Origin of the sequence: Nocardia sp. NPDC047038 (genome assembly GCF_040644075.1) — a bacterium.
Classification (GTDB): Bacteria; Actinomycetota; Actinomycetes; order Mycobacteriales; family Mycobacteriaceae; genus Nocardia; species Nocardia sichangensis.
In genome coordinates this window covers 139,671-162,962 of record NZ_JBEYVQ010000010.1, presented here as the reverse complement: position 1 = coordinate 162,962, position 23,292 = coordinate 139,671, and the positions used below count along the sequence as shown (strand labels likewise).

Below are 23,292 nucleotides of genomic sequence, written 5' to 3'. Positions count from 1 at the left end.
TGATCAACGGTATATTGGCACCATCCGGCGCGCGATCGCGGCGCCGAGTCGCCTGACATCCCCTACTTAGGTATGTCTGCGGGCAACCTACCGATGCGCCGAAGTGTCGCTCCCCCCGACAATCTGAATGTCGCACAAGGGCAGCAGATGGGTGTGGGCACATGGGAAGCGTGACACTGTGGATGCAGATGTCGCTCGACGGCTTCGCGGAAGGGCCGGATCAGGAGGTCCACTGGCCGGTGGTGGACGAGGAACTGTGCGAGTCGTTCCTGGACGAATTGCGCTCGGCCGACTTGTTCCTCTACGGCCGCAAGACCTACGAGATCATGGCGTCGTTCTGGCCGACCGCCGACGTGGATCCGGCGATCTCGGAGTTCTACGTGGACTTCGCGCGGTGCTGGAAAGAGACGCCGAAACTGGTCTTCTCGCGCACCATGGCCTGCGCGGGGTGGAACACCCGCGTGGTCAGGGAGGACCTCGTCGAGGAGGTCACGGCGTTGCGCGCGCAGCCGGGATGCGACATGGTCCTGTTCGGCGGCGCGGAGACGGCGTCGGCGTTCATGAAGCACGACCTGATCGACGAGTACCGGTTGTTCGTGCATCCCATCCTGCTCGGTGGCGGGATTCCGCTGTTCCCGACGCCCGCGGTGGTGTCGGGCTTGCAGCTGGTGGACGTGATGACCTTCGACAGCGCGGTGGTCCAGATGCACTACCAGCAGATGGCCTCCGCCAGGTAGGAACCGGCGCGGGAAGCGCGTACCGGACCGGCGACCGCGCGAGCGGACGGCTTCACCGTCGACGTAACCTCTGATTGTCGAGCGCTTTGCCGCGTCGTCGGCTAACTTTCGTTTTATGTCCCTGGTTCAGGCACGTGGCGACGTGCTGCCTGCATCCACCAGTGAATTCGTCGGCCGGGAAACGGAATTGGACCGGCTGGGCACGCTGCTGGACGGCGGCGCCCGCCTGATCACCCTGGTCGGCCCGGGCGGGATCGGCAAAACCCGATTAGCCGCGGAGGCCCTACGCCGTTGCGCCCGCGTGCGGGGCAGGCCGGTGTACTGGGCGCGATTGGCCGGGCTGGAGGCCGACAGCACCGCCACCGCGCAGGACGTGATGCAGTCGGCCGTGTGCGCCGATGCCGGTTCGCCGCCGGCCCGCGACGCGCTGGTGCGCACCTTCACCAGCGGAGACCGTCGCACCGAGCGCGCCGTGCTCGTCCTGGACAACTGCGAACACCTGCTCGGCGCGGTGGCGGCGATGATCGCCGAGTTGCTGGAAGGCACACCGGGACTGACCATCCTGGCCACCAGCCGCGAACCGATCGGCTGGGCCGACGAGTACATCCTGCCCGTACCGCCGCTGTCGCCGCGGCAGTCGCTCGAATTGTTCCGGCAGCGGGCCGAACTCATCGGACGCGCGATCCCGGACGAGCGCGAGGCGACGGCCGTTGCCGCGCGGATCTGCCGCCGGGTCGACCACAACCCGCTGTTCATCCGACTTGCCGCGGCGCGCCTGCGGCATCAACCGCCGATCATGGTGCTGCACGAACTCACCGGCGACGCGGATGACAAGCGGTTGCACTGGACCCACGGAGCACGTGCGGGCGCCGAGCGGCGCCACCGCGGCGTCTACGACGTGATCGCGTGGTCGTTCGCGCTGTGCGGGGCCTCCGAGCAGTTGCTGCTCGAGCGGCTGTCGGTCTTCGCCGCCGGATACGAGACCGACGACGAGTCGCTGCGCGGGGGCATCGACCTCGACGCCGCGATCGCGGTATGCGCCGATGACGACCTGCCCGCCGGTGAGATCGAACATCTGCTGGAGCGGCTCACCGAACAGTCGCTGTTGTCCGCGCACCTCACCGCGACCACGGTCAGTTGGTACCTGGTGGGCAGCGTCCGGGTGTTCGCCAGGGAGCGGCTGTGCCGCCGGGGCCGCGCCGAGCTCGACCGGCTCGCCGGACGGCACCGCCGGTATCTGCGGGACAAGGTGGTCGCCGGACAGGCCCTCTGGCTCGGTCCGCAGGATCAGACCTGGCTGGCATGGGCGCGGTCGGCGTGGAACGACATCGTGCTCGGCATCGAATCCGGGTTGGCGGACCCGGCCGAAGCCGTGGTCGCCCTCGAGATCGCCACCGTCCTGCTCTCGATGAAGGTGCCGTACGTCAAGTCCGGCGCCGGCGCGCTGACCCGGTTGACCGAACGCGCGCTGGAGGCCACCCGCGGCTCCGGCCCCGGCACCTCCGGGCTCGCCGACCTGGCCACCGCTCTGCTCGGCTGGAACTCGCTGTGGCAGGGGCGGACCGATCACATCCCGCAACTGCTCGCCGACCGCGCCGCCCTGCCGTCGGATGCGGGCCCGCGATACACCGACACAGATTTCGGGCTGCCCGCGCCGGTCGAGTGGATGTGGGGCCTCGAACTGATGCTCGTGCGCGGCGACCGGCGCGCGATCACCGTCCTCACCCGGGCCCGCCACAAGTTCGCCGAACAGGGCGATCGCATCGGCGCGGAGCGCAGTGACGTGTTCGTGGTGTTCTGCGCCGCTCTCGTCGGCGACCGGACGCAGGCGCTGGAGCACACCGCGCGGTTCCTGGCGCGGTCGGCATCGTCGGGCTCGACGTTGTCGCGAGCCTGGGCCGAGATCGCGCGCGCGGTGGCGCTGGCCAAGCACGGGTCCGCCGCCGAGGCGCTGACGCTGACCCATGGTGTGCTCACTCGGCACCGCGGTGAGCAGGACACTTGGACGGCGAGCTGGGCGGTGGGCGCGCACATCGTCGCGCTGGCCCAGGTCCTGCTCGCGCAGCGCGCCGAGGGCCGCGATCGTGCCGAGTGCACCGACACCGCGACGGAGATCGCGTATCTGGTCGGCAGTTTCAAGACGCGGCAGCGTTCGATGGGCATCTCCGTCGAACGCGTTCCGTTGATCGCCGCCGAACTCCGCGGCGCGGCGGAGGCCGCCCGCGCGGTGCTCGGCGACCGGGCCTATGCCGCCGCCGAGCGCAGAACGCGACTGCGGCCCGAACTGGACGCACTGTGGTGTTCCATTGCGGATCCGGTCCCGGCCTCCCGGCGCCCGGATCGCCCGGCGGCCTCCCGGCCGGTGTCGCGGCGGCCCGCTTCCCGCTGGAACGATCTGTCGGACGCCGAGCGCGATGTCGCCGTCTTCGCGGCGGCCGGCTGGCCCAACAGCGCCATCGCCGGGCGGCGGCGCAGCTCCATCCGCACGGTCGACGCGCAGGTCGCCGCCATCCGGCAGAAGCTGGAGATCGCCTCGCGCGCCGACATCGCCGCCCACATCCCCGATGAACTCGCCGATCGGGTGCGCTACGAATCCGAGCGGCGGCCCAGCCGGCGCCGTCGAGGGGGGAGCCGGGATCGATAGACCACTGCCTCCCCGGCGACCGGGCCGGAGGCGTGCGAAACCCTTCCCCCGGCCGCGCCCATTAGGCTGCTCGAGCGGTGATTGTCTGGATCGGTAGGTGCGTCGGCATGTCGGAGGTGAACAGCGGTGGTGACAACGGTCCCGCCGCGCCCGTCGAGTTCGTGGGCAGGCATGCCGAACTGCGGCGGATAGAAGCCCTGCTGAGCTCGTCCAGCGCCCGGTTGATCACCCTGGTCGGGCCTGGCGGCATCGGCAAGACGACGTTGGCGGTGGAAGCCGTACGGCGCTATCGCGGCGCGGCGCGGCACCCGGTGTATTGGACGCGCCTGGCCCGGCTGGTGCCCGGCGCGGAGACCGGGGCGGTCGCCGAGGAGGTGCTGCTGTCCGTCGCGAAGAACGGCATCGCGGGCCGCTCCGCCTGGGACGGTTTGGTGGAGATCTTCGCCGACGGTCTCGCCGATGGCGAGACGCACCGGACCATCCTGGTGCTGGACAACTGCGAACACGTGCTGGCCGGAGTCGGCCCGCTGATCATCGGACTGCTCCAGGCGGCCCCCGGCTTGACCATCGTCGCGACCAGCCGGGAGCCGATCGGCTGGATCGACGAGCAGCTGGTGGCCGTGCCTCCGCTGTCCAGCGTGCACGCCCTCGAACTGTTCCGGCGGCGAGCCGAGCGCACCGGACGGCCGATCTCCGAGGATCCGGGCCAGCTCGCCATCGCCACCCGCATCTGCGGGCACGTCGACAACAACCCGCTGTTCATCCGCCTGGCCGCGGCGCGGCTGCTGCACCGGCCACCGGCGATCCTGTTGCGCGAGTTGTCCGGTGACACCGACGATCGCCGCCTGCAGTGGACGCACGGGGCCAGGGGCGGCATCGGCGAACGGCACCGCAGCGTGCGTGACGTGATCGCCTGGTCCTACGGCCTGTGTACCGCGTCGGAGCAGTTGCTGCTGGACCGCTTGTCCGTGTTCGCCACCGGTTGCGACGCCGAGGACGACGAGACGCCGTGCGGCGGGGCCGACGTGGACGCGATCGTCGCGGTGTGCGCGGACGCGACGTTGCCCGCGGAGCGAATCGAGGGGCTGCTCGAGCGCCTGGTGGAACGCTCGCTGCTGTCGGCCCGTATCACCACCTCGACGGTGCGCTACTACCTGTTGGAAAGCGTTCGGGTGTTCGTGCGCGACCGGCTGTCGGCCCGCGGCGATCACCTGGACGAGGCGCGGCTGTTCGCCCGGCATCGGCGGCACTATCGCGACCGCGTGGCCGCGGGCCCGGCCACCTGGTACGGCCCGCGGGAGCAGGAGTGGATCGCCTGGGCCCGGGCGGCCTGGGACAACATCCTCATCGCCGTCGAGACCAGTCTCGCCGATCCGGAGGAGGCCGTGGTCGGGCTGGAGACCGCCGCGACGCTGATGGCGTTGCGCGTGCCGTTCATCACCGGGTCCAACCGCGCCATCACCAGCCTGACCGAACAGGCGCTGGAAGTCACCGCGCAGGTGGAGCCGCCGCCGACCCGGCTGCGGATCAACGCGACCGCGCTGGTGGGCTGGATCGCCATCTGGCAGGGCAGACACGCCTATACCGCGCAGTTGTTGGACGAATGCGCCGCGGAGTGCCTGTCCGACGCGGAACTTCGGCGCGGCTGGCGGGAGACGACGGCGACCGATGTCGGCCTGCCCGCCGCGGTGGAGTTCACCTGGGGACTCGAACTGCTGCTGATCCATCTCGACATCCGGGCGGTGGACGTGCTGGCCAGGGCGCGCAGGAAATTCGCCACCTTGGGCGACCGGGCCGGAGAGCAGCGCAGCGAATTGTTCGAGGCGCTCACGTACGCGAACCTCGGTGACGCGGACGTCGCGCTCGGGGCCGCGCGCAGGCATCTGGACCGGGCCGTCGCTTCCGACGCGGGCTGGGCGACCTCATGGGCGGAGCTGGCCTGGATGATCGCGGTGTCCCGGCACGGCGATCCGCGAGAGGCGGTCACGCTCGGGCGGTCCACCCTGGAACGCCTGCTGATCACGGGGGACACCTGGACGGCGGGCTGGGTCGCGCATTTCATGATGATGGCGCTGACCTACCTGCTGTCCGCCCGGATCGAGGCGGGGGACACCGACAGCGCCGAAGCGATCGCCGCCGCCACCGAGATCGCCCATCTGCAAGGTGGGATCGCTACGCTGCACCGCTCCATGGGCATCGTCGCCGACCGGGTGACCCTGGTCGCCAGGGGCACCGCTCAGGCGGTCGCGGCGGTCACCGCGGTCCTCGGCGCTGAGGCGCACGAAGCGGCGGTTCAGCGCGGCGCCCGCCTGCGTCCCGAACGCGACGAACTGCAATTACTGCTGCTGGGCAGGTTGCCCGCCGATCGGCTGCTGCCTGCGCGGCGGTCGCAGGCCAGGTCGACGGCCTCGCGCTGGGACGAGTTGACGCCCGCGGAACGCGAGGTCGCCGTGCTGGCCGCCGCGGGCTGGGCCAACAGCGCCATCGCCGCGCGCAGGGGCAGCTCGATCCGGACGGTCGATGCACAGGTGGCGACCGTACGCAGAAAGCTGATGGCGGCTACCAGGGCCGACATCAGCTGGCACGTGCCGGATCACCTCGAGGAGCGGATTCGGCTGGAATCGGAGCGAAGGCCCGCGCGAACGCGAACACGCCCGTAACCGCGGCGGCGGTCACGGGCGTGCCGGTAAGAAGGTCGGTCAGGGGTCAGGTCAGGGAGCCGTCGTAGCACAGGCTCGACGACCGCCAGGAATGCTGCGGCCCGGTGCCGGGATCGAAGGCCCACTGGTCGATCGATCCCGCGGCCTTCCACCACACGGAGCCGCGTCCGTCCGAGACGACCTGGTAGACGTCCTCGGAACCCTCGATGAGCTGGCTTCCGACGCAGTAGTCGTTGTATTCCGTGCCGTACTGGCGGGCGCCGGGGCTGAACAGGCCCGCGGGGTGGGTGTAGGCGCCCGGGTTGGGCACGGTGCTGGCCTGCCGCACATTGTGTCCGCGGTGCCAGTAGGGCGCGCCGACCCCATCGGTGCCGCAGGTGAAGGTCGAGCCCCCCGCGACGACGGTGGTGCCCTGGCCGTAGGCGCCACCGGCCCAGAGGCAGGCAGCGCCCTGAGCCTCGGCGGTGCCCGCGCCGAGGCTCAGGCCGCCCGCCGCCACCGCTGCCGCCGCCAGCAGGGTGAGCGTCCGTGCCGTGCCGCGCTTGTCGTTACACGCGGTCGTCCGGCGAAGCCCGTTAATGTTGATCATTGGTGTTTCTCTTTCGTGCGCTATCCCGGCCGGAGTGGATTTCCGGGATTGGTGATACTTCAAGTAATGTGCCGCTAGACAGCGGTACGATCAGTCCAGAAGGACGTCGCGGAAGATTGTGGGTGCGAGTGAGTGAGCCGGTCCGGCGATCACTGGCACCAGCGGGCCTGCGGGCGGCAGACGGTGTAGCCGCTGCCGTCCGGGCGGGCGACGCGCGACCAGCTGGGGCTGACGGAATTGTTGCCCGTGGTGGTGTCGGCCGGCGCAGGGGTGCTCTGGCGCTGGTGGTAGTCGCGGATGGCGTCGTCGTGCTCGTCCGCGCGGAGCGGGTCGTTGTCGCGGTGGTTGTAGCCCATCGGGTCGATCTGGTGCCAGCCGTTGGTGTCGCCGGTGCCGTTGCGCGGGTCGGAGGGGCCCGAGTGCGACTCGGCGCCCGCGATGCCGACGGCGCCGGCGGTGAGGATGCCGACGATCGCGGTACAGGCGAGCAGTCGCCGTGCGGCGGAGTGGGTCGTGGCGGTCATCGTAAGTCTCCGTTCGGAATTCGAGCCGTGCGCGGCGACACGGTTCGAGCGGCGGCGGTGCGGCGAACGTCGATGGTCGGGGTTGCCGCGCGAGGTGGGGGCGGGGAAGGGATCGGGGCGGCATCCGTCGCGGACGTCTGGTCCGCGGGCCGGTGCCGGTCGGCTCGGTCCCGGTTGTCGGGATGGGAAGAGCCCGGCCTGTCGTCTCCGTGGCGGCCCGGGTCTGCGGGGCGCGGTGCCGCGACGATCGCGTCGGGCCCGGCCAGCGCTTCGGCCGGCGCCGGGGTTTCCGGCGTGGCCGCTATCGCGCTCACGATCAGCGGGCGGACGAGCCAGGTCTGTGTCCGTCGCTGGTGCGGCGTGATGCCGGTCATCGTTCGCGTCCGTTCATCTCGCCACCTCGGGATCGGAGATCGGCCCGGTGTGGTCCGATCGGCGGGTCCCTATCTATCGTGCCGTTGGATAACGTCACATTAATCGACGGGTCGATATCTTGTCGAGTGCTTTCCCATACTTGGGAAGAATTGCGGAGTTTCCGGCCTGGGTCGGCGTCTTGACCAGGGGTGATGCCGACCGCCCGTAACCCGGGGGCTTTGCGAAACTTGCTCGACGCGATGCTTTTTCGGGACGGTGCGGCCTTCCGGCGGGCCGGGTAGGGGGCGCGGCAGTGATGCGGCGCTCTCGCCGAAAGTGACGTGGGTAGCACGACCGGCCGGGGTACGGGTGCTGTGTCTTCGTTGCACTCACCACGCCAGGGCCGTGCTGACCGCGGAGGTGGAGTCGGCATGCGCGCGGGATGCGGGGGCGAATGAAGGGCAGCGGCAGTGCCGCGCGGCTCGCCGCTGTGGGCTGATGAACGGGCTGCGACGGAAAGCCCTTCGCACATACACGAAAAGGGCGCCTGCCGCGATGGCAGACGCCCTTTTAGGGTTGCTGGATCAGGCCTCGGTGACCGCCGCGTATGCCGGGGCCCCTGAACCCGTGGCCGCCGCGGGCGCGCGGCTCGGCTTCGCGGCGGCGGGGTTGCGGAACGGGGCTTCGATCACGGCGCGCTCCTGCCACAGGTAGTACAGCGCCATCGCGAAGATGCTCGTGCCGATCACGTTGGCCAGGAAATGCCACCAGATGCGGTAGGTCGACGCACCGGCTCCCGGGTCGAGCAGGCCGAAGAAGGTCGACAGGCCGATCGCTTTGGTGCCGAAGGCGACCGTCAGGGTGAGCGCGAGATGCTCGAGTCCGTGGATGCCCTGCATCAGTACGCCCATGCGGCCCCACTTGCGCGCCTTGCTCTCCAGGGCGTGGTGGGTGACCAGTGCGACACCGACCAGTCCGGCGAGGAAGTGGAAATTGCCGACCAAGTGCAAGATTTCCATCCCGAGCGACGGCTTCATATGGTTGACCTGGCCGAATCCCTTGGCCAAGCCGGTGCCCCACGGCGTCATCCACGCCGGTGAGTTCGGGTGCTGGACCCAGTATCCGACCTGTGCCACGTGCTCCTGGAAGTGACCTATCTGGGCGATGACGCCCAACGCGATCACACCGAGCGCGGTGCGGAACATCCATGGTCGCAACGGTTTGCGCATCGCGATGGCGAGCACGCCGACGGCCGCCCACATGACGACCATCCAGGCCACCATCAAGATCGCACCTAGGATTTCGAACCCGGTCGCCTCGGCTGTGTGGTTCATGGGGAACCGCCCTTCTGCGCGCCCTCCGGCAACGGCGACGGATGGGGGGAGTTGCTTAGGAAACGCGCGGAACGCGTTGTTCGCAAGATACAAGGTCGTGGGGCTCGTGTCCGAGATTTCCGAATGTCCTGGTATCTGCGACAATTCGATTCGAGTCATACTCAACGCGTATAGTGCGAGTTCACGATGGTCGCAGAAAGCCTTCGACGATGCGGTGGGCGCGGTCGGCGGCCTCTGGATCACCGATCCGCAGCGCGGTATTCGTCGCGCAGAGCACCGCATCGATCTGGAAGGCGACCAGATCGGCGTCCAGTTCAGGGATCTCACCGGCGGACGCCGCCGCGCGCAGCTCCCGCGCCAGCAGCCGAACCCACACTCCCTGATCGCGGAGCAGGGCGTCGCGCACCGGGCCCGGCTTGCTGTCGTGCTCGGCCATGGTCGCGACGCGGAAGCATCCGCCCGCGAACAGCGGCGTCGTGGCATAGACCATCCAGTGCTCCACCAAGGCCCGCAGACGGGCGACGCCGTGCGGCGCGGACCGTGCGGGTTCGACGACCGCTTCCACGAAGCGGTCGCGTGCGTGATCGATGGTGGCCAGTTGGAGTGCTTCCTTGGTGCGGAAGAGGGTCTGGATTCCGGCCTTGCTCAGACCGGTGTCTTCGGCCAGCCTGCCGAAACTCAGGCCGTCCAATCCGTCGAGCGAGGCGATGTCGACCGCATGCCGCAGCACCGTGGCACGCGTCTTCGCACCGCGCAACAGGCGCTTGTCGGTGATCTCGGCGGTTCGCTGACCACTTTCCATACGGTCGATCGTACTTTCTGCCGCCGGGTTCGTGGGGCTCAGTTCCGCTGGTAAGGCCAGTTCCAGTCGGCGACCTCGGGGAGGTCCTCGCCGTGTTCCCTGGTCCACGCACGGGCCGTCCACCGCGCGTCGACCATCTCTTGCCGCAGCCCCGCGGCCCGCTCGCGCAGGGACGGCACCCGATCGATCACGTCCATCACCAAGTGGTAGCGGTCCAGATCGTTCAGCATCACCATGTCGAACGGCGTGGTCGTGGTGCCGCGCTCCCGATAGCCGCGCACGTGCAGTTCGTCGTGGTTGGTGCGCCGATAGGTCAGCCGGTGGATCAGCCACGGGTAGCCGTGGAAAGCGAAGATCACCGGCCGGTCCTGGGTGAAGAGCGTGTCGAACTCACTGTCCGGCAGGCCGTGCGGGTGCTCGTCCTGCGTTTGCAGCCGCATCAGGTCGACTACGTTCACCACCCGGACGCGCAGGTCGGGCAGACGTTCGCGCAGGATCGCGGCCGCGGCGAGGGTCTCCAGCGTCGGTATGTCGCCCGCGCAGGCGAGCACCACGTCCGGCATGGTGCCCACCTCGTCGCCGTGGCCAGCCCACGGCCAGATGCCGATCCCGCGTGCGCAGTGCTCGGCGGCCTCGGTCACCGACAACCAATCGGCCTGCGGCTGCTTGCCCGCGACCACCACGTTCACGTAGTGGCGGGAGCGCAGGCAGTGGTCGTAGGTGGACAGCAGCGTGTTCGCGTCCGGCGGCAGGTACACCCGCACGATCGAGGCCTTCTTGTTCAGCACCACGTCCAGGAATCCGGGGTCCTGGTGGGTGAAGCCGTTGTGGTCCTGGCGCCACACGTGCGAGGACAACAGGTAGTTCAGGCTGGGGATCGGACGCCGCCACGGCACCGCCGAACTGGCGTCGAGCCATTTGGCGTGCTGGTTGAACATGGCGTCCACGATGTGGATGAACGCCTCGTAGCAGGTGAACACGCCGTGCCTGCCGGTCAGCAGATAGCCCTCGAGCAGTCCCTGGCACATGTGTTCGGACAGCACCTCGATCACCCGGCCGCCGCGGTCGAGTTTCTGGTCGCGGCGGTCGATCTCCGCCTGCCAGTTGCGGCCGGTGACCTCGAGGATGTCCTGCAAGCGGTTGCTGGCCAGTTCGTCCGGCGCGAAGGTGAGGAAGTTGTCCGGATTGTGCCTGGTGACCTCACGCAGCCAGCCACCGAGCACCCTGGTGGCCTCGTGCCGGGTCGCGCCCGGCGCGGTGACCTCGACGCCGAAGTCGCGCCAGTCCGGCAGGTACAGGTCGCGCAGCAGCGTACCGCCGTTGGCGACCGGGTTGGCGCTCATCCGCCGTTCCCCGACGGGTACCTGAGCGGTCAGCTCCGGCACCGGCTTGCCGTCGTCGTCGAACAGTTCCTCCGGACGGTAGGAGCGCAGCCACTGTTCCAGCACCGCGCGGTGGTCCGCGTCGGTGCGCGCGCCCGGCAACGGCACCTGGTGCGCGCGGAAGGTGCCCTCGACCTGGTCGCCGTCCACCACCGGCGGACAGGTCCAGCCCTTGGGTGTGCGCAGCACGATCATCGGCCAGCTGGGCCGTGCCCCATCGGCGCCGTCGCGTGCGGCGCCCTGGATCCGCCCGATGCGTTCCATGCTCGTGTCCACCGCCGTGGCCATCGCCTGGTGGACGGCCGCGGGATCGTCGCCGGCGACGACGATCGGCTCGTAGCCGTAGCCACGCAGCAGCGACAGCAACTCCGGCTCCGGGATGCGCGCCAGGATGGTCGGATTGGCGATCTTGTACTCGTTCAGCGCCAGGATCGGCAGCACCGCGCCGTCGCGCGCCGGATTGAGGAACTTGTTCGCATGCCAGCTCGTGGCCAGCGGACCCGTTTCCGCCTCGCCGTCGCCGACCACGCAGAACACGGTGAGATCGGGGTTGTCCAGGGCGGCGCCGAACGCGTGCAGCAGCGAATAGCCGAGTTCGCCGCCCTCGTGGAAGGAGCCCGGCGTCTCCGGTGCGCAGTGACTCGGCACCCCGCCGGGAAAGGAGAACTGGCGGAACAGCGCGCCCATGCCCGCGGCGTCCTGCGGAATGTGGCTGTAGACCTCGGAGTACGTCCCCTCCAGCCAGCCGCACGCGTTCGGGCCCGGACCGCCGTGCCCGGGGCCCGCGACGAAGACGGCGTTCAGGCCGCGTTGCCGGATCGCGCGATTGGCATGCACCCACACGAGATTCAGGCCGGGCACCGTGCCGAAGTGCCCGAGCAGCCTGGGTTTGACGTGCTCGGCGCGCAGCGGTTCGCGCAGCAGCGGATTAGCCGTCAGGTAGATCTGGCCGACTGCGAGATAGTTCGCGGCGCGCCACCACGCGTCGATCGCCGTCAGCTCGTTGCGTGCCAGTGGGCCCGGCACGTCCGCCAGCCGGTAGGGACGCGGTGCGACGGTCCGGCCGCCGGTGCTGCCGACGTTGTCCGCCGAAGTATCGCCACCCGCACTCGCCATGTGGGTCATGTGCCGACTCTCCTCACGCTCATGGCATCGGGGACGGCGGCGCCACGACCGGCCGCCGTCGCGGTCCTGCGAAGGTTGCCGATCGGAATCGACAACGCCGGATGGAGAATTCACCGCCAGCCTAGCCGCAGCGGGCCGCGCGGCGGTCCGAGCGTGTCGCGGGAAGCTCGTCCCACCCGGGGCCCGTTCGTGGTCTAGGGTCCGCGGCATGCACATTCTCGGCAGGATCATCGGTATCGGCGCCGTCGCCGCGACCACCATCGTGCTGGCGGCCTGCGGCTCGGACGACGAGTCCGCTCCCGCCGTCTCCACGACGCGGACCACCGCGGCGGCGGGGCCTTCCGCGCAGCGCCCGGCTACCCAGAGCAAGGGCCGCGAGTGCACCGCCGACGACATCCGCGTCACCGGAGATTTCGGCGCCGCGCCGAAGATCGCCCTCCCCGACAACTGCGACCCGCCCAAGCAGCTGATCGTCAAGGATCTGAAGGAGGGCAGCGGGCCCGGCGCCGCGCCCGGCCAGCAGCTGACCATGAATTACGCGCTGGTCACCTGGTCGGACAAGAAGACGCTGGACAGCTCGTTCCAGCGCGGCAAGCCGTTCCAGCTCACCCTCGGCGGGGGACAGGTCATCCCCGGCTGGGATCAGGGACTCGTCGGCGTCAAGGAGGGCGCGCGCCGCTTGCTGATCGTGCCGCCGGAGCTGGGCTACGGCGCGGGCGGGCGTGGCATCGCCCCGTACGAGACGCTGGTCTTCGTCACCGACGCGGTCTCGGTGGGGAAGTAGCCCGGCCGCTCGCGTCGCCCGCCGGGGCACCGCCGGATGCAGGTCCGCTCGGCCGGTCAACTAACCTGGTCGGGATGCGTGGCGTACGCCGCACCCCTCGTCGTCTCGGCCGAGGCCGGGACTCCGGTTCGGATCGGCGCCGGTGGGGGAATGCGGCAGCCGGCGTAGGGCCGCCTCGCCCGCCGTTCCGATCCCGGAATGCCGGGGGCGGGGCGCCGCAAGACGAACGTCAACCAGTACGAACAACGAACAAGGAGCATGTCCGTGAAGAGCACCGTCGAGCAGCTGAGCCCGACCCGGGTCCGGATCAACGTCGAGGTGCCCTTCGAGGAGCTGAAGCCGGATTTCGACCGCGCGTACAAGGCACTGGCCAAGCAGGTCCGCATCCCCGGCTTCCGTCCCGGTAAGGCGCCAGCGAAGCTGCTCGAGGCCCGTCTCGGCCGTGGCGCGATCCTGGAGCAGGTCGTCAACGACGCGCTGCCCGGTCGCTACAGCGAGGCCGTCACCACCTCCGAGGTGAAGGTCATCGGTCAGCCCGAGATCGAGATCACCAAGATCGAGGACGGCCAGGAGCTGGCCTTCACCGCCGAGGTCGACGTGCGGCCGGAGATCACGCTGCCGGACTACGCGAGCATCGCGGTCACCGTCGACGCGTTCACTGTCGGCGACGAGGACATCGAGGAGCAGTTGCAGTCGCTGCGCCAGCGCTTCGGCACCCTGACCGGGGTGGAGCGTCCGGTGCAGGACGGTGACTTCGTCTCGATCGACCTGTCGGCGACCGTGGACGGCCAGGAGGTGGCCGAGGCCGCCACGACCGGCCTGTCCCACGAGGTCGGTTCCGGTCAGCTCATCGAGGGCCTGGACGAGGCGCTGGTCGGGTTGTCGGCGGGCGAGTCGAAGGAGTTCACCTCGAAGCTGGTCGCGGGCGAGCACGCGGGCAAGGACGCGGTCATCACCGTGACCGTGCAGACCGTCAAGGAACGTGAGCTGCCCGAGGCCGACGACGAGTTCGCGCAGCTGGCCAGCGAATTCGACACGCTGGAGGAGCTGAAGGACGATCTGCGCGGCCGCGTCGAGCGGGTCAAGAAGGTGCAGCAGGCGGGCGAGATCCGCGACAAGGTGCTGGACACCCTGCTCGAGCAGGTCGAGGTGCCGCTGCCCGAGGCCGTGGTGAAGGCCGAGATCGACGCGGTGACCCACGACGCGGTGCACGGCTTCGACCACGACGAGGCCAAGTTCGCCGAGGCGCTCGAGGCGCAGGGCAGCACCCGCGAGGAGTTCGACGCCGACACCAAGCAGGCCGCCGAGAAGTCGGTCAAGACCCAGCTGCTGCTGGACGCGATCGCCGAGGCGGAGGGCACCCAGGTCGGCCAGGATGAGCTCACCGAGCGGATCCTGTTCCAGTCGCAGCGCTACGGCCTGTCGCCGGAGCAGTTCATCCAGCAGGTGCAGCAGGCGGGCCAGCTGGGCGCGATCTTCGCCGACGTGCGGCGCGGCAAGGCGCTGGCGGGCGTGGTCGGCCAGGTGACCGTCACCGACTCCGCGGGCAACTCGGTGGACACCACCGAAATGTTCGGCGCCCCCGCCGATTCCGCCGACGAGGACGCGGCCGTCGAGACGGCCCCGGCGGACGCCGAATAATTCCATGGAATGTCGGCGTGATCGACGCCCGGGAGGTGCGCTGATTGCGCTGTGAGCGAAGAAAGGGCGGTACCGGGAGTTCGGTGCCGCCCTGCTTCGTTAATGTTTGTGACGACAAGTTGGATGGCCATGTCCGACCGGGTGCGGCATATCCAACCAGTGATGGCTATGTGGCAATCCGCAACGAGCCGGCGAGAGAAGGCAGGTATCCGTGACAATCAACCAGGCAGGGGTCATGACAACCGCGACTGCTGGTCTCAACCTCAGTGATTCGGTGTACGAGCGCCTGCTGCGTGAGCGCATCATCTTCCTCGGCACACAGGTCGACGACGACATCGCGAACAAGCTGTGCGCGCAGATCCTGCTGCTCTCGGCGGAGGATCCCACCAAGGACATCTCGCTCTACATCAACTCGCCGGGCGGCTCGGTGACCGCGGGCATGGCCATCTACGACACGATGCAGTTCGCCGAGTGCGACATCGCCACCTACGGCATGGGCTTGGCCGCGTCCATGGGGCAGTTCCTGCTCACCGCGGGCACCAAGGGCAAGCGCTACGCGCTGCCGCACGCGCGGATCATGATGCACCAGCCCTCGGCGGGGATCGGCGGCTCGGCGGCCGACATCGCGATCATGGCCGAGCAGTTCGCGCACACGAAGCGTGAGCTGAACGAACTGCAGGCGCAGCACACCGGCAAGTCGGTCGAGCAGGTCACCGCCGATGCCGACCGCGACCGCTGGTTCACCGCGGCCGAAGCCCTGGAATACGGCTTCATCGACCACGTGATCAGCCACGCGAATCAGGCCAACGGCGCCAAGAAGTAACGCACCGGATCACCCACAGGCCCCCGGACACCTCGAACGTCCGGCCGCCGCACCGACTTTGGAGACGAAGATGGCCAATTCGATCGACCCGCGCGCCGGCCTGTCCGGCATGGCACCGCAGAGCCCGCAGGCGCGCTACATCCTGCCGTCGTTCATCGAGCACTCGAGCTTCGGCGTCAAGGAGTCCAACCCGTACAACAAGCTGTTCGAAGAGCGCATCATCTTCCTCGGCGTGCAGGTGGACGACGCCTCGGCGAACGACATCATGGCGCAGCTGCTGGTGCTGGAGTCGCTGGACCCCGACCGCGACATCACCATGTACATCAACTCGCCGGGTGGCTCGTTCACCTCGCTGATGGCCATCTACGACACCATGCAGTACGTGCGCGCCGACGTCGCCACCGTCTGCCTGGGCCAGGCCGCCTCGGCCGCCGCCGTGCTGCTGGCCGCGGGCACTCCGGGCAAGCGCGCCTGCCTGCCCAACGCGCGCGTGCTGATCCACCAGCCCTCGCTGGAGGGCGGCATCCAGGGCCAGGTGTCGGATCTGGAGATCCAGGCCGCCGAGATCGAGCGCATGCGTCGCCTGATGGAGAGCACGCTCGCGCGGCACACCGGCAAGGACGCCGACACCATCCGCAAGGACACCGACCGCGACAAGATCCTGACGGCCGAGGAGGCCAAGGAGTACGGGATCATCGACACGGTGTTCGACTACCGGAAGCTGAGCGCGCAGAAATAAGGCGCGAATCGTCGTTTCCGGCCGGGGCCGGGACGGCGGGGGCGAATTGCCGATCCCGGGGCTGTTCGCTCTAAATTGCTTTGTGACAGGGAATTCCGGCCGGGAAGTACGCAATGGGGCATACCGCCCGGCCGGGCCGCCCTCGCGCCGCCGCGGTTCGAGAATTTGTTCGAACCGACGGCGCCGCGCGGCGGGCGGTGCGGAGGTATGGCTCGTGACGACTCGCACAACCCGCGCGAGAAACATGCGCGAGTTGTCGACCTCCATCCCGAACACCGGGTACGGTCAACCTAGGGACCTTTGCTCCCGGTTGACGGCACTGCCCCACCGGCCACGAAATCAGCCGATGCGTTTGCGGCTGCGAAAGTGGTGGACAGCTGGCAACCTGGACGGACGGTTGCACGCGGACAAGGAAGTAGGGACCCACGAGATGGCGCGCATCGGAGATGGCGGCGATCTGCTGAAGTGCTCGTTCTGCGGAAAGAGCCAGAAGCAGGTCAAGAAGCTCATTGCGGGACCAGGGGTGTACATCTGCGACGAGTGCATCGATCTCTGCAACGAGATCATCGAGGAGGAACTCGCCGAGTCCAGCGAGGTCAAGCTCGATGAGCTGCCCAAGCCCGCCGAGATCCGGGATTTCCTGGAGAACTACGTGATCGGCCAGGACACCGCCAAGCGCACTCTCGCGGTGGCCGTCTACAACCATTACAAGCGCATCCAGGCCGGTGACAAGGGGCGGGACAGCCGCGGCGAGACCGTCGAGCTGGCCAAGTCCAACATCCTGATGCTCGGTCCCACCGGTTGCGGCAAGACCTACCTGGCCCAGACCCTGGCGAAGATGCTGAACGTCCCGTTCGCCATCGCCGACGCCACCGCGCTGACCGAGGCCGGGTACGTCGGCGAGGACGTCGAGAACATCCTGCTGAAGCTGATCCAGGCGGCCGACTACGACGTCAAGCGCGCCGAGACCGGCATCATCTACATCGACGAGGTCGACAAGATCGCCCGCAAGAGCGAGAACCCGTCGATCACCCGTGACGTGTCCGGCGAGGGCGTGCAGCAGGCCCTGCTGAAGATCCTGGAGGGCACTCAGGCGAGCGTGCCGCCGCAGGGCGGGCGCAAGCACCCGCACCAGGAGTTCATCCAGATCGACACCACCAACGTGCTGTTCATCGTGGCGGGCGCCTTCGCCGGTCTGGAGAAGATCATCTCCGACCGCACCGGCCACCGCGGCATCGGTTTCGGCGCCGAGGTGCGGTCGAAGGCCGAGATCGACACCACCGATCACTTCGCGGAGGTCATGCCAGAGGACTTGATCAAGTTCGGCCTGATCCCCGAGTTCATCGGCCGCCTGCCCGTGGTCGCGTCGGTGACGAACCTGGACAAGGAATCGCTGGTCAAGATCCTCTCCGAACCGAAGAACGCGCTGGTCAAGCAGTACGTCCGGCTGTTCGAGATGGACGGGGTCGACCTCGAGTTCACCGACGACGCGCTGGAGGCAGTCGCCGACCAGGCGATTCTGCGCGGCACCGGCGCGCGTGGCCTGCGGGCGATCATGGAGGAAGTCCTGCAGCCCGCGATGTACGACATCCCCAGCCGCGACGATGTCGCCAAGGTCGTCGTCAACGCGGATACGGTCAACGACAACGTCCTGCCCACCATCGTGCCGCGCAAGGCGCAGCGGCCGGAGCGCCGGGAGAAGTCGGCGTAATTCGGGTGTGGCGACCCGTCGCAGGGGGTACTCCTCCGTGAGGGTTGAGCAGACAGCCTAGTTCCGGCGTTCTTCTCCGGGGCGCATCATTGAACCCGCGAGCAAGCCCGTTTCCGAGATTGCTCGCGGGCGACTGGACCGAGGTCCTCATGTCGACAGGCTTGGCCAACCCCACGTACGTTCTCACCGCCGCTCGCAATGCCGATCACCCCGCCGAGCGGCTCAAGATCTCCGTTACTGTTCCGAGCGACTCGGTCACGCTGTGCGCGCTCGCGGGTGAAGTCGATCATTACACCGCCGAAGTGTTTCGACGCAGGCTGATCGGCTCGCTGGGCACGGCGGCGCCTTTGGTGGTCGTCGATCTGTCGAAGGTCACGTTCTTCGGCGTCGCCGGGTTGCACGTCCTGGTCGACGCGCGGTCCATGCTGGACCAGACCGGCCGTAGGATGCGCCTGGTAACCGGGCCCCGGTGTGTGGACCGGCTGCTGGAGCTGGCGGGAGATCTGGCGCGCTTCGAGACGATGTCGAGTCTCGCCGACGCCGTGCTCGACGCGGCCTGACGCGGCCGGGGTCGATACCATCGGGGCATGTTCGCCAACCGGCGCTTGGAGCGCAAGGTCGACGCCCTGCACGCCAAGCTCGACCTGATCATGACCCATCTGGGCATCGAGGCGCAGGCAGCGGCCGTGCCACCGCGTGCCGTGCCTGCGGTCCCGCGCGGCGACGGCATGGCCGAGATCGATGCGCTTCTGGCGCAGGGCAAGAAGATTCACGCGATCAAGCGGTATCGCGAACTCACCGGGTGCGGCCTGAAAGAGGCCAAGGAAGCAGTCGAACGCCGGTATCCGTACTGATCACCGGGGCGCGAGCACAGGGCTCGACGGCTCGCGCGCCGGCGCGGAAGTAGAGCGGGCATTCTTCGACGACTTGCCCCGCACCGCAGGCTGATAGGTCTAGCTGTGTGCGCCCTGCACCACGGGAGTGTGCAGATCCACTGGGAAGTCGGCGTCCGCGCTGGACAGGCTGTCCGCCGCGGAGCGTTCCGGCAAGGGGTCGTGCCCGGTCGGGTCGGGCAAGCTCCGCACCTGCTCGGTGGCATAGCCGATCGCGTGTCCGTATCGCGCGCTCGCGGCATCGTGGATGAGCAGGGCGACGCCGATCATCACCGGGGCGACACCGTGCACGGCGGCGTCGAACCATCGCCCGGCGCTCACGTACGGGTAGGTGTTCAGTCCGACGGTGAGCGCGAGCAGGGCCATTTCCGCCGCCGCCACTTGGCTCCGGTTGTCCAGCACGCCCCATTCGGTGACCTTGTTCGTGCCGATCATGATGATGATCAGCGACACGCTGATCATCGCCTCGAGCAGGTAGCTGAACCAGTACAGTGGGTCGCCCGGGCCACCCGGGGCGATGTTGTGCTGAACGTTGACCGCCGACCACAGCATTCCGGCGGCGACCACGCCGGCCAGCGCGCCGAGCGACCAGGAGCGGTGCCGGTACAGCGACGCCAACCTGGCGTGCGGGCTGGACGCGCGCCGCTGCGCGGCAATCGCCTTGCGCGCCAAAAGCAGGTCCCTGATCTCGGCCTTCTCGATGGCCTCCGCGGTGTGCCGCGCCCGGTCGGAGGCCGCGGCGCCCGCCTCGGCGTGCTTCCACCGCTGTTCGCGGTCCTGGGTCCGGATCCGTTCGGCCAGTTCGCGTTCAGCGAGCAGTTCCTCCTCCGACAGCGCGCCGGTCAGAGCCGGGTCGAACTGGTAGGCGAGACGGCCGCGGGCCTTCTCGACTCGTCTCGCCAGCCGTGCGACGTCGTCGTCCGGGGTCTGTTCGTCGAGCATGCGGCTCCAAACGGTCGGGCGGAGGGGAACTCGAGAAACCGAAGACGCCGTTACCCCGCACCGAAACTCGCGAAGGTAGCCCGCCGGCCGCGGCACGGCCAGGCGACGTCAACACCTCTTATTCTTAGTGCATTCCGGGCCGTAACGACAGCCCCGGGTGAACGCGGCGCCGAAGTACCAGGTCGGATCGCACCATTCCCGCAGCGCCGCGGCCCTTTTCACGACCAGGGCACCCGGCACGAATCGGTGCTGAAACCCTGCGCCGTGATCCCGAGCGCCGAATTGAACCGGGCGCGTGAGTTTTCCAGCGCGATCTGATAGCTGAGCTCCACCACACCCGCTCGGCCGAAGCGCCGCTCCAGGTCGGCGACCTGTTCGTCGGTGACCGTGGTCGGCGTTGCGGTCATCGCGTCGGCGTAGGCGATGGCGGCGCGCTCGTCGTCGGAGTACAGCGGCGAGGTCGCGTAGTCGGCGATATGTTCCAGCCGCGCGACGTCCAGCTCGCCCAGGCGCATGAGCATGGCTCCGAAGTCGACGCACCACGAACAGCCGATCGTCCAGGCCGTGCGATACACCGCGATCTCGCGGATGACGGCGGGCAGGGCGGTGCTGGCCTTGCCGACCATGGTCTCGTGGACCGCGCTGGCCCTCAGCAATTTCGGATGGTTGGCGGTGACGGCGAAGGGCTCCGGCACTTCGCGGAAGCGGCGCTTGGCCAGCCGGTAGAGCAGCTTGGTCGTCGGTCCCGCGTGTTGCGGGGTGACGGCGGCGATACGGGTGGCGCTCATGTCGATCTCCTTCGATCAGCGGATGTGGTTCCTACTTCTCGGACGAGAGACCGTGCCGGAATGTGATGGGGCCGCGATGTGACCTGGCGCACCCGGCCGCCGGGCGCTACTCGGGCTCGACCCGCATGTCCTCCTGGCTCCAGTAGGCGCGCATCCCGGTGATCCGGCCTTCTTCGTCGAACTCCATCACATCGATCGGTGACAGGACGAAGCGCTGCCCGCCGACCTTGGTGACGATGGTGAACGGGAACGCGGCCTGATTGCCCGCGATTCTCACGTCCTCCGGCCGCAACTCGGTCTCCCGATCCAGTGCGGCGATCACCTCGTAGAACTCGCGGATGGCCTCGTGGCCGCGCTTGGGTGGAGTGCCGACGGGGTCCTCCACGATCGCGTCGGGCGCGTACAGAGCGACGATGTCCTCGGTCGGCCCCGAGCCGACCAGCTTGACGTATTGCTCCACCACGTCGCGAATCTGTTTGGCCATCGAGTCTCCTCCGAAATGAAACGTGTTCTAATTTGTAGCCTAGCGCGTTCGGACGCCCGATTCGATCCCTTCCGCTTCGTCCAGCACGACGATCCGTACTCCGGTGGCGAGCAGTGTGGTGGCCGACAAGCCGAACAGGGTGCGGAAAGCGTCGCTGAAGTGTGAGGGGCTGGCGAAGCCCGCGTCGGCCGACGCGGCGGTGAGGTTCGCGCCCTCGGCGAGCGCGCGGCCGACGTCGAGCATCCTGGCCCACAGACGGTACCGCCGGAACGAGGTGCCCGCCTGGGCGGCGAACAGATGCAGGAAGCGCGACTCCGACAGGTGCGCGGCCGCGGCGAACCGGGCGGCGGTGAACTCCCGCGCGGGATGGGCGAGGAGGGTCGCCATCGCCTCGGCAACCCGGTCGTCCGGCGTGGGGACCGGCCCGGCGCCGATGAGTTCGGCCAGCGAGCGCGGATCGGGGCACGTGCCGCTCGCAGCCGTGGCGAGCGCGGCTTCCGCCCGATGGCCGAGTCCGAATTCAGCGTGCCACCGGATCATCCGGTCCCGGCAGGCTCGGGCGCCCCGCGACCCCGGATCCAGATAGCAGAACATCATCTGGTCGCCGCCCGCGACGACGCGGTGCACCCGGCGCGGCGGGATCAGCGCGCTGCGCACGGTGTGCGTGACGGCATCGGTCGCGAGCGTGAACGGCGCGTCCAACCCGACGGCCAGACAGTTCACGGCGGTGGAATGCGCGTCCGGACGCAGGGACGGTCCGCGATAGATCGCCTGCCCGGGCCACAGCCACAGAATCGCGGACGCAGTCGTCCCCGGCGGAGTGCTCGGCTCCATGCCGTCATGCTGTCACGGGCCGTGCGAACCGCGATATTTTCTGTTGTCCGGGGGTGAAGGCTCCGCTCGGTGTGACCCGAGCGGGCCCGGGGGATCGCCGTTGATCCCCCTTGGTTCGCCGTTGAACCAGACCCGCGTTCGGTATTTGCTGACTCTGTCGGTAACGGCTCATCCCGCGTTACCGCGCGGCGACGGCCGCTTCGGAGTAGTCGCCGTCCCGGCGCACCGCTTCTGCTCCGTGGTTCTCGGTACGCGTCGTCCGACGCGACGATCCGGGCGAGGGACAGCTCCGTGACGTGGTGTTCCTTTCGTCCTATTCGTCTGTAGCCCGTCGGCCGTCCACTGATTCCGACGGCGCGAACCGGGGAAATTCATCGTCATTTCCGCAGTTCGTGCCCGGTGTGTCGAGCTTGCGCTCCCGGTGCCGTGCTGTTTACTCGGTCCGGTCAACCAGATGTTCGAGTGACGAGTGGAAGCGGAGGAGACATGGCACTGCCTACCATGACCGCAGAGCAGCGCACCGAGGCCTTGGCCAAGGCGGCTGCGGTCCGCAAGGCACGCTCCGAACTGATCGGCAAGGTGAAGGCGGGCAAGGTTTCGGTCGCGGATCTGCTGAAGAAGGCAGACTCCGACGAGCTGGTGAAGAAGACCAAGGTGGCCGCGGTGATCAAGGCCCTGCCCGGTGTCGGGCCGGTGAAGGCCGCGAAGTTGATGGACCAGGCGGAGATCCCGGAGGATCGCCGGATCGGTGGGCTCGGTGCGCGTCAGCGCGCGGCACTGCTCGAAGCGCTGAAGGACTGACGGTCGGGGAATTCGCCAAGTCGCGGCGTCATCCGCGGATCCACCGGATCACGCCCGTGGTGATCTCCCACGGGCGTCCCGGACTCTGCTGCCGGGTTCGCCGATCAGCGGACGGCGCGCGGACGGCGGCGCGGGAAACGCAGCGTCACCGGTTGCGGGTCCGAGAGGGGCAACTCGCCTCGCGGCGGCAGGAAGAGGCAGGCCGCTCCGCCGATCACGAGCAGCAACGCCGCGATCAGGCTGGCCGTGAAGCTCGCCGCGCCCATGTCCGCGGGCTTGTGGAAGAGGTGGTAAAGGGAATGGGGGATACCGAAGGTGAGCCAGCCGACGCCCGCGATCCGGGCCGCCGTGGTTCGGTTGACCACGAGCGCGGCGATCGTCACCGCTGTCAGCGCCAGGAAGAAGGCACCCACGTCGGCCGCCAGATGGTGGTTGTAAGGGCCGTCCGCCGCCACCCACTTGGCGCCGAACCCCGGAAAACTGGTGTACCAGGAATGCGGCGCGAACGTGGCCCAAAGGCCGACGATCGCTCCTTGTACCGCCAAGACGGCCAGCACGATCCGCGTCAGCAGCAGGCGGCGGTACTGCTCGAACCGCATCCGCACCCGCAGGCCCTCGGAGTTCCCCTCCACCGATATCCGCATCGGCCGCTCCGTTCTCGCCGAATCCGTTCCGGCTCCGTGCAGTCACGGTAGAACGGG

The 23,292-nt window shown here is 68.7% G+C and carries 21 protein-coding genes; 11 read left to right on the top strand and 10 right to left on the bottom strand.

What is annotated here, in order from left to right; genetic code table 11:
- The first annotated feature begins 161 nt into the window (after positions 1-161).
- The 3 genes from ABZ824_RS28215 (at position 162) to ABZ824_RS28205 (ending at position 6,041) form a co-directional block, all read left to right on the top strand.
- Complete coding sequence (locus ABZ824_RS28215) at positions 162-737, top strand: dihydrofolate reductase family protein (RefSeq protein WP_355072221.1); 576 nt, start codon at positions 162-164, stop codon at positions 735-737.
- Positions 738-852: 115 nt separating this feature from the next.
- Positions 853-3,381, top strand: a complete 2,529-nt coding sequence (locus ABZ824_RS28210; RefSeq protein WP_356966536.1) for an AAA family ATPase — start codon at positions 853-855, stop codon at positions 3,379-3,381.
- A gap of 107 nt (positions 3,382-3,488) precedes the next feature.
- A complete protein-coding gene (locus tag ABZ824_RS28205; protein WP_355072225.1) occupies positions 3,489-6,041 on the top strand; it encodes a hypothetical protein in 2,553 nt (850 codons plus the stop codon).
- Between the two features lie 46 nt (positions 6,042-6,087).
- Here ABZ824_RS28205 and ABZ824_RS28200 read toward each other — a convergent pair whose 3' ends face one another.
- From ABZ824_RS28200 to ABZ824_RS28180, 5 genes are all read right to left on the bottom strand, one after another.
- Positions 6,088-6,630: a hypothetical protein gene (locus tag ABZ824_RS28200; RefSeq protein ID WP_355072227.1), complete on the bottom strand. Its 543-nt coding sequence runs from the start codon at positions 6,628-6,630 to the stop codon at positions 6,088-6,090.
- A gap of 149 nt (positions 6,631-6,779) precedes the next feature.
- The gene (locus ABZ824_RS28195; protein WP_356966534.1) at positions 6,780-7,154 is read right to left on the bottom strand and encodes a hypothetical protein; all 375 of its coding nucleotides are present in this window, start codon (positions 7,152-7,154) and stop codon (positions 6,780-6,782) included.
- Between the two features lie 938 nt (positions 7,155-8,092).
- Positions 8,093-8,842, bottom strand: a complete 750-nt coding sequence (locus ABZ824_RS28190) for a DUF6008 family protein (RefSeq protein WP_356966532.1) — start codon at positions 8,840-8,842, stop codon at positions 8,093-8,095.
- Between the two features lie 181 nt (positions 8,843-9,023).
- A complete protein-coding gene (locus ABZ824_RS28185) occupies positions 9,024-9,644 on the bottom strand; it encodes a TetR/AcrR family transcriptional regulator (protein WP_356966531.1) in 621 nt (206 codons plus the stop codon).
- A 38-nt stretch (positions 9,645-9,682) separates the two neighbouring features.
- On the bottom strand, positions 9,683-12,151 hold the full coding sequence (locus ABZ824_RS28180; RefSeq protein ID WP_356966529.1) for a phosphoketolase family protein: 2,469 nt from the start codon (positions 12,149-12,151) through the stop codon (positions 9,683-9,685).
- 208 nt (positions 12,152-12,359) lie between these two features.
- Here ABZ824_RS28180 and ABZ824_RS28175 point away from each other — a divergent pair, with 208 nt between their 5' ends.
- The 7 genes from ABZ824_RS28175 (at position 12,360) to ABZ824_RS28145 (ending at position 18,703) form a co-directional block, all read left to right on the top strand.
- Positions 12,360-12,935: an FKBP-type peptidyl-prolyl cis-trans isomerase gene (locus ABZ824_RS28175; RefSeq protein WP_356966527.1), complete on the top strand. Its 576-nt coding sequence runs from the start codon at positions 12,360-12,362 to the stop codon at positions 12,933-12,935.
- 264 nt (positions 12,936-13,199) lie between these two features.
- On the top strand, positions 13,200-14,576 hold the full coding sequence (tig, locus tag ABZ824_RS28170; RefSeq protein WP_356966525.1) for a trigger factor: 1,377 nt from the start codon (positions 13,200-13,202) through the stop codon (positions 14,574-14,576).
- Positions 14,577-14,811: 235 nt separating this feature from the next.
- Positions 14,812-15,399, top strand: coding sequence for an ATP-dependent Clp protease proteolytic subunit (locus ABZ824_RS28165; protein ID WP_355072241.1), 588 nt, complete (start codon positions 14,812-14,814; stop codon positions 15,397-15,399).
- Between the two features lie 70 nt (positions 15,400-15,469).
- Complete coding sequence (locus ABZ824_RS28160) at positions 15,470-16,138, top strand: ATP-dependent Clp protease proteolytic subunit (protein WP_355072243.1); 669 nt, start codon at positions 15,470-15,472, stop codon at positions 16,136-16,138.
- Positions 16,139-16,568: 430 nt separating this feature from the next.
- The gene (clpX, locus tag ABZ824_RS28155) at positions 16,569-17,849 is read left to right on the top strand and encodes an ATP-dependent Clp protease ATP-binding subunit ClpX (RefSeq protein WP_195131826.1); all 1,281 of its coding nucleotides are present in this window, start codon (positions 16,569-16,571) and stop codon (positions 17,847-17,849) included.
- Positions 17,850-17,998: 149 nt separating this feature from the next.
- Positions 17,999-18,409 (top strand): STAS domain-containing protein, encoded by a 411-nt coding sequence (locus tag ABZ824_RS28150; RefSeq protein ID WP_356966523.1) that lies wholly within the window; start codon positions 17,999-18,001, stop codon positions 18,407-18,409.
- A 27-nt stretch (positions 18,410-18,436) separates the two neighbouring features.
- The gene (locus ABZ824_RS28145) at positions 18,437-18,703 is read left to right on the top strand and encodes a ribosomal protein L7/L12 (protein WP_355072247.1); all 267 of its coding nucleotides are present in this window, start codon (positions 18,437-18,439) and stop codon (positions 18,701-18,703) included.
- 99 nt (positions 18,704-18,802) lie between these two features.
- On the opposite strand, the gene ABZ824_RS28140 is transcribed toward ABZ824_RS28145, so the two are convergent.
- The 4 genes from ABZ824_RS28140 to ABZ824_RS28125 form a co-directional block, all read right to left on the bottom strand.
- Positions 18,803-19,684, bottom strand: coding sequence for a hypothetical protein (locus tag ABZ824_RS28140; RefSeq protein ID WP_356966520.1), 882 nt, complete (start codon positions 19,682-19,684; stop codon positions 18,803-18,805).
- Between the two features lie 218 nt (positions 19,685-19,902).
- A complete protein-coding gene (locus ABZ824_RS28135) occupies positions 19,903-20,472 on the bottom strand; it encodes a carboxymuconolactone decarboxylase family protein (RefSeq protein ID WP_355072251.1) in 570 nt (189 codons plus the stop codon).
- A gap of 106 nt (positions 20,473-20,578) precedes the next feature.
- Entirely contained in the window at positions 20,579-20,956 is a 378-nt protein-coding gene (locus ABZ824_RS28130; protein ID WP_356966518.1) for a nuclear transport factor 2 family protein, read from the bottom strand.
- Between the two features lie 39 nt (positions 20,957-20,995).
- Positions 20,996-21,790 carry an AraC family transcriptional regulator gene (locus ABZ824_RS28125; RefSeq protein WP_356966516.1) on the bottom strand — a complete coding sequence of 265 codons (795 nt, stop codon included), beginning with the start codon at positions 21,788-21,790 and terminating at the stop codon, positions 20,996-20,998.
- A 486-nt stretch (positions 21,791-22,276) separates the two neighbouring features.
- Between ABZ824_RS28125 and mihF the strand changes: the two genes are divergently transcribed.
- Positions 22,277-22,591: an integration host factor, actinobacterial type gene (gene mihF / locus ABZ824_RS28120; protein WP_039796616.1), complete on the top strand. Its 315-nt coding sequence runs from the start codon at positions 22,277-22,279 to the stop codon at positions 22,589-22,591.
- A gap of 104 nt (positions 22,592-22,695) precedes the next feature.
- Here mihF and ABZ824_RS28115 read toward each other — a convergent pair whose 3' ends face one another.
- Complete coding sequence (locus tag ABZ824_RS28115; protein WP_356966513.1) at positions 22,696-23,235, bottom strand: hypothetical protein; 540 nt, start codon at positions 23,233-23,235, stop codon at positions 22,696-22,698.
- Between the last annotated feature and the right edge of the window lie 57 nt (positions 23,236-23,292).